Raw genomic sequence first — 6735 nt, 5'->3', positions numbered from 1 at the left:
TGCCGGACGAGATGATCGCCGACATCCGCCGCATCGTGCTCGGCCACCCGCGGGTGTGGGGCTTCAACGACCTGCGCACGCTCAGAAGCGGCCCCAACCTGCTCATCCAGCTGGATCTGGAGCTGGATGACGACCTGCCGCTCAAGGAGGCCCACGCCATTGCCGAGGAGGTCACCGAACGGCTGAAGCAGGCCTTCCCCAACGCCGACGTCATGATCCATCAGGAACCGGTCAGCAGTCGCACCGATCCGGGTCATCACCGTTGGCTGGACGCACGCAAGGGAGACGGATGAATGAAATGGCAGTTCTGGATCGACCGGGGTGGCACCTTCACCGACATCATCGCCCGGGACCCGGCAGGAAGGCTGCACACCCTCAAGCTGCTGTCCGACAACCCGGAACAGTATGAGGACGCCGCCCTGGCCGGCATCCGCCGCTTTCTCGGCGTGGCCGAAGGGGCGCCGATCCCCGTCGAGCGCATCGAGGCGGTCAAGATGGGCACCACCGTGGCCACCAACGCTCTGCTGGAGCACAAGGGCGAGCCGGTGGCGCTCATCACCCACACCGGACTGGAAGATGCCCTGCTGATCGGCGACCAGGCCCGCCCCGACATCTTCGCGCTGGACATCCGCCGCCCCGCGCCCCTGCATGCTACCGTGCGTGGGATCCACGGACGCCTGAATGCCACGGGCGAGGAGATCGAACCGCTGGACGAGGACGAAATCCGCACCGTGCTGGACGAACTGCGCCGGGCAGGCTTCAACGCCGTGGCCATCGCCCTGCTGCACAGCGACCTCAACCCCGCCCACGAACGGCGCATCATGACGCTGGCCCGCGAGGCGGGCTTCGCACAGGTCAGCGCCAGCCATGAGGCCGGCGGACTGGCCAAGTTCGTCCCCCGCGGCCGCACCGCCGTGCTGGACGCCTACCTCAACCCGGTGCTGCGCCGCTACGTGGATCGGGTGGCCGCCCGGCTGCCCGGCGTCAACCTGCTTTTCATGCAGTCCCACGGCGGTCTGACCCGGGCCGAACACTTCCGCGGCCGGGACGCGGTGCTCTCCGGGCCCGCCGGCGGCATCGTCGGCATGGTGGCCGCGGGCCGGGCCGCCGGCTGCGACCGGCTCATCGGCTTCGACATGGGCGGCACCTCCACGGACGTGTCCCACTGGGCCGGCCGACTGGAGCGGGTGGTGGAGACGGAGATCGCCGGCCACAGCGTGCAGGTGCCCATGCTGGCCATTCACACCGTGGCCGCCGGCGGCGGTTCCATCGTGCGCTACGAGCACGGCCGGTTGCGCGTGGGGCCGGAATCCGCCGGCGCCAACCCCGGCCCCGCCTGCTACCGGCGCGGGGGGCCTCTGACGGTGACCGACTGCAACCTGCTGCTGGGCCGGCTGCAGGCGAAACACTTCCCCACCGTGTTCGGCCCGGACGGCGACCAGCCGCTGGACGAGGCCGCCACTCGTCAGGGCTTCGAAGCGCTGGCGCGGGAGGCGGGACTGACGCCGGAGGCCTGCGCCGAGGGTGCGCTGGAGATCGCCGTGGAGAACATGGCCAACGCCATCGCCGAGATCACCACCCGCCGCGGCATCCGGCTGGATGGCTACACGCTGGTCAGCTTCGGCGGGGCCGGCGGCCAGCACGCCTGCGCCGTGGCGGAAAAACTGGGCGTGCGCCGCGTGCTGCTGCACCCGCTCGCCGGCGTGCTCTCCGCCTGGGGCATCGGGGTGGCCGAGCAGAGCCGCCTGCAGCGGCTGGCGCTGGAGCAGCCGCTGACCGACTGGCCCCGGCTGCGTGCCCGTCTGACGGACGCCTGCGACCGCCTCAAGGCACAGCTGGCGGAAGAAGGCGTGCCGGAGAGCCGCTGCCAGATCACCCTGCACCTGCGTGCCCGGGGCAGCGAAGCGCTGCTGGACGTGCCCGCCGCCCCCGATGCGGACATGGAGACGCTGAAAACCCGTTTCGACGCCCTGCATCGGCAGCAGTTCGGCTTCGCCCCGGAGGCGGAGATCGAACTGCACAGCGCCACGGTGGAGGCACGTGGCGGCGGCCAACCGATCACGCCCCTGCCTCCCTCCGGTGGTGACGGCACACCCATCGACACGGTGGACATCTACTTTGAAGGCGCCTGGCACCCCGCGCCGGTCTTTCGCCGCGAAGACCTGCCCGCCGGCTGGCGGGTCAGCGGCCCGGCGCTCATTCTGGAACGGACCGGCACCCTGTGGCTCGCCCCCGGCTGGCAGGCCACCCTGCGGGAAGACAGCGCGCTGCTGTTCGACCATGTGGACGCCCGGGCACAGCCCCGCCCCCCGCTCGACCGGGCCGATCCGGTGTGGCTGGAACTGTTCAACAACCGTTTCCAGCACATCGCCGAGCAGATGGGCGCCACCCTGGCGCGCACCGCCCGCTCGGTCAACATCAAGGAGCGGCTCGACTTCTCCTGCGCCCTGTTCGACGGGCAGGGCCGCCTGATCGCCAATGCGCCCCACGTGCCGGTGCATCTGGGCAGCATGGGCGAGTCGGTGCGCGCAGTGATCGAACGGGCCGGCGACGATCTGGGGCCGGAAGACGCCTGGGTGCTCAACGATCCCTACGCCGGCGGCACCCACCTGCCGGACATCACCGTGGTCACGCCCGTGTTCGTAGACAACGAACGCTTCTTCGTCGCCAGCCGCGGCCACCACGCCGACGTGGGCGGGCTCACCCCCGGTTCCATGCCGGCCCATTCCCGTCACATCGAGGAAGAAGGGGTGCTCATCTCCCCCATGCCGCTGGTGAAGGACGGCGTCTTCCAGCAGGCAGCCATCGAAAGGGTGTTGCGCGGCGCCCGTCACCCGGCGCGCAACGTGGAACAGAACCTGGCCGACCTCAAGGCGCAGCTGGCGGCCAACCGGCAGGGCGCCGAAGGCCTGCGCCAGCTGTGCGCCACCTTCGGCGCCGGCACCGTGGCCCGCTACATGGCCTTCGTGCTCGACTTCGCCCGGCAAGCGGTGCTGGCGCTGCTGCCGAAACTTCAGTCGGGGGATTTCGAATACACCAGCGACCACGGCCACCATGTGCGGGTGAGCGTGCGCCCGGAAGCCGACCGGCTGGTGCTGGACTTCACCGGCACCAGCCCGCAGGTGGCCGGCAACTTCAACGCCCCGCACGCCATCACCCGGGCGGCGGCGCTGTATGTGCTGCGCTGCCTCATTCCCCACCCCATCGCCCTCAATGACGGCTTTCTCGCGCCGGTGGAACTGATCGTGCCGCCCCACAGCCTGCTCAATCCCGGCTGGCCGGCGGCGGTGGTGGCCGGCAACGTGGAGACCAGCCAGCTGATCGTGGACACGCTTTTCGGCGCCCTGCAGGTGGTGGCCGCCAGCCAGGGCACCATGAACAACCTCACCTTCGGCGACGGCGTCCACCAGTACTACGAAACCGTCTGCGGCGGCGCCGGCGCCGGGCCGGGCTTTGACGGCGCCAGCGGCGTGCACACCCACATGACCAACTCGCGCCTGACCGACCCGGAAATTCTGGAGCGGCGCTACCCGGTGAGGCTGGAGCGCTTCGGACTGCGCACAGGTTCCGGCGGCACGGGCCGCTGGCGCGGCGGCGAGGGTGTGGTGCGGCGCATCCGCTTTCTTGCCCCCATGACGGTATCGCTGCTCACCAGCCACCGGCAGGTGGCGCCCTACGGGCTGGCCGGCGGGCTGCCGGGCACGCCGGGACGCCAGTGGCTGGAAGCGCCGGACGGCACCCGCCAGCCACTGGCCGCCTGCGCCCATGTGGAGGCGGCGGCAGGTGCCCTGCTGCATCTGGAAACTCCGGGAGGGGGCGGCTATGGTTTTCCGCTGGCTGTTGAGCCTGATTCTGCTGCTGACGCTTCATAGCGCTGCCGCCGGGGAGGTGGACCGGCTGCACCAGCGGGTCTCCGACTGGACCCGGGCGCTGGGCGGCTGGCTTGATGCCCGTCTGGCCGGCGAGCCGTGGCCGGCTGCCGAGAACCGCACCCGCCTCAAGCTGGGCGTGCGGCTGCGCGTCGGTCGCCTGTCGCCCCTGAAAACGGATCCGCTCATCGACCTGCGCCTGCACCTGCCGCGGCTGCAGCGCAAATTCAACCTCATCATCCAGCAGGAGACGCCAGCGGAGGCGGCGCCTGCCGAACGCAGCGGCATCGACCGCACGGTGCAACCACAGGGACAGGCGCAGGGCACCTTCGTCGGCCTGCGGCTGGGACGGGGTGACAGCCGCTTTCAGCGCACGCTCAGCAATGTCTCCGCCGGGCTGGTCTTCCGCGGCATCACACCGGGCGTGGCCATCGACTGGCGTCAGCGCGACCGCTACCCGCTGGGCCGTGGCTGGGTGCGCACCGACTTTCAGCGGCTGCGCTGGGAGAACTTCACCGGCCTCTACGGCACGCTGGGGTGGGATTTCGACCTGGCGCCCTCGCCGACTGAACTGCGCCGGCTGAGCGTCTCGCTGGATGGCTATCTGGAGCGGGAAGAAATCGTGCTCAATCTGGGCGCTGGCGACACCTGGCTGCTGCCCGGGAACGTGGCGCTGGGCCTGCGCCTGCGCGGCAGCTGGTCCAACCAGCCCTGTTACGAACTGGTGCGCTGGGGGCCGGTGCTGCGCTACAGCCGCCCACTGTGGCGCCCGTGGCTGCTGCTGACCCTCTCACCGGAGCTGCGCTTCGACCGCGACTACGGCTACCGTACCGATCCGCTGGTGACCCTGCGGCTGGAGGCGGTGTTCAACCGCTGAAGCGAGTCAGGTTCTCCGGCCAGGGCACGGCGCCATGGGCGATGAAGAAGGGGTTTTCCAGCGTCTTGTCGGGCGGGTAGCGCAGCGGCGCGCCGTGCAGGTCACGGATCTCGCCGCCGGCGGCGCGCAGAATGGCGTGGCCTGCGGCGGTGTCCCAGTAGGAGGTGGGGCCGAAACGGGGGTAGTAGTCCGCCGCCCCCTCGGCCACCAGACAGATCTTGATGGCCGAGCCCATGTGCACCGGCGTCACCGGCTGGGGCAGGCTGGCGATGAAGTCGTCAGCGCGGCGCCCGTGTCGGCGGCTCACCGCCACGCGGCACCCCTGCCGGGGCGGCTGCACGCGGATCAGGTGCTGCGCGCCCGCCTGCCACTTCCATGCGCCCAGCCCCACGCCGCCGAACCAGACCGTATCCAGCAGCGGCGCGGCCACCACGCCCAGCACCGGCTCGCCATCACGCACCAGCGCGATGTTGACGCTGAACTCGCCGGTGCGGGCGACGAACTCCCGCGTGCCGTCGAGCGGGTCCACCAGCCACATGTCACGCCAGTGGGCGCGGCGTTCGAAGGGCAGTTCGGCCAGCGTCTCCTCGGTGACGATGGGCAGGGCGGGCGTGAGCTGCCGCAGGCCGGAAATGATCAGCGCGTCCGCCGCCCGGTCGGCGGTGGTGACCGGCGAACCGTCGCTTTTCTTCTCCACCGCGTAGTCGCAGGCGGCGTAGATCTCGGCGATGCGCGCCCCGGCGCGGCGGGCCAGCGCGCACACCTGCGGCAACCACAGGCGCAGCAGTTCCGGTGTCACAGCCGCCCCCTCGCCTGCAGGGCGCGCAGCAGCGCCGCATAGGCGCGCCCTTCGGTGAAATCCGGGTCATCCACCAGCGCGCGCCAGTCATCCAGTGGCCAGTGGACCACCTCCAGCGGCTCCGGCTCGTCGCCCGTGGCGCTGGCCGGCACCAGCGCCTCGGCCAGCACCAGATGGGTCACATGACTCATGTAGCCGGCCGACAGGGTGACCGTATCCAGCAGGCGCACCGAGCCGGGCCGGTAGCCGGCCTCCTCGATGCACTCGCGCACGCTGGCCTCGGCCCAGCCCTCGCCCGGATCCACCTTGCCCTTGGGAAAGCCCAGCTCGTAGCGCTCCACGCCGGCGCCATACTCGCGGATGAGCACCAGCCGGTCGTCATCGGTGACCGGCACCACCAGCACCGCGCCGGAGAGGCTGCTGCGCAGACGCTCGAACCGGGCCTCCACGCCGTTGCCGAAGCGCAGATCCAGCGCCTCCACGGTGAACAGCCGCGAGCGGGCGACGATGTGACGGTTTAAAATCTGCGGCAGTCTGCTCATGAGGCCATTCTATGACGCACACCTCGCCCATGCCACCCTGGGACGCCATCGACACCGTGCTGCTGGACATGGACGGCACGCTGCTGGACCTCCATTTCGACTGGCACTTCTGGTGGGAATACCTGCCCCGTCTGTATGCGGAAAAGAACGACCTGCCGCTGGAAAGGGCGCAGGAGATCGTTCGGGAGAAGATCAGCGCGAAACAGGGCACGCTGGAATGGTACTGCACCGATTACTGGTCCGGGGTGTTCGACCTGCCGGTGGCGGCCCGCAAGCGGGACCTGAAGCACATGATCCGTCCCCATCCGGGCGTGGAACATTTTCTTGAGCGGCTGCGGACGCTGGGCAAGCGGCTGGCGCTGGTGACCAACGCCCACCGTGACAGTCTGGCGCTGAAGCTGGAGGTGACCGCCATCGGCCGCCATTTTGACGCCATCCTGTGCGCCCATGACTATGGCCTGCCCAAGGAGGACGGCCGCCTGTGGCCGGCCATCCGGCGGGACTTCGACTTCGAGCCAGCGCGCACGCTGCTGATCGACGACAACCTGCGCGCGCTGAAAAGCGCCGCCGACTACGGCATCGGCCACCTGCTGCTGGCCAGTCACGTCAGCCCCCACATGCCGCCGGTGGAGAGCGACCGCTTCCCCG

General features: G+C 70.2%; 6 protein-coding genes. 4 read left to right on the top strand and 2 right to left on the bottom strand.

The window, feature by feature from the left end; translation table 11 throughout:
• From F8K16_RS08925 to F8K16_RS08915, 3 genes are all read left to right on the top strand, one after another.
• Positions 1-293, top strand: a 293-nt coding sequence (locus F8K16_RS08925) for a cation transporter dimerization domain-containing protein (protein WP_294949714.1), incomplete at its 5' end; no start/stop codon positions are given.
• Positions 294-3872: a hydantoinase B/oxoprolinase family protein gene (locus F8K16_RS08920; protein WP_294949711.1), complete on the top strand. Its 3579-nt coding sequence runs from the start codon at positions 294-296 to the stop codon at positions 3870-3872.
• A complete protein-coding gene (locus F8K16_RS08915; protein ID WP_294949708.1) occupies positions 3823-4746 on the top strand; it encodes a hypothetical protein in 924 nt (307 codons plus the stop codon). Before F8K16_RS08920 ends, F8K16_RS08915 begins: the two co-directional genes overlap by 50 nt.
• On the opposite strand, the gene cysQ is transcribed toward F8K16_RS08915, so the two are convergent.
• Together cysQ and nudE are read right to left on the bottom strand one after the other, a co-directional pair.
• A complete protein-coding gene (cysQ, locus tag F8K16_RS08910) occupies positions 4736-5545 on the bottom strand; it encodes a 3'(2'),5'-bisphosphate nucleotidase CysQ (RefSeq protein WP_294949705.1) in 810 nt (269 codons plus the stop codon). The two genes, F8K16_RS08915 and cysQ, sit on opposite strands and share 11 nt — an antisense overlap.
• A complete protein-coding gene (gene nudE, locus F8K16_RS08905; protein WP_294949702.1) occupies positions 5542-6087 on the bottom strand; it encodes an ADP compounds hydrolase NudE in 546 nt (181 codons plus the stop codon). The genes cysQ and nudE overlap by 4 nt, the downstream gene beginning before the upstream one ends.
• 11 nt (positions 6088-6098) lie before the next feature.
• Between nudE and yrfG the strand changes: the two genes are divergently transcribed.
• Positions 6099-6735 (top strand): GMP/IMP nucleotidase (gene yrfG / locus F8K16_RS08900; protein WP_294949699.1); only part of this gene is annotated, 637 nt, incomplete at its 3' end.

Origin of the sequence: Sulfurivirga sp. (assembly GCF_015490265.1) — a bacterium.
Taxonomy (GTDB): domain Bacteria; phylum Pseudomonadota; class Gammaproteobacteria; order Thiomicrospirales; family Thiomicrospiraceae; genus Sulfurivirga.
This window is presented reverse-complemented; position numbering and strand designations above follow the sequence as displayed.

What these genes read in the sequence shown, in the direction of transcription:
- F8K16_RS08920 (WP_294949711.1), top strand. Translation starts at nt 294, where the DNA reads ATGAAATGGCAGTTCTGGATCGACCGGGGTGGCACCTTCACCGACATC.
- F8K16_RS08915 (WP_294949708.1), top strand. Translation starts at nt 3,823, where the DNA reads ATGGTTTTCCGCTGGCTGTTGAGCCTGATTCTGCTGCTGACGCTTCAT.
- nudE (WP_294949702.1), bottom strand. Translation starts at nt 6,087, where the DNA reads ATGAGCAGACTGCCGCAGATTTTAAACCGTCACATCGTCGCCCGCTCG.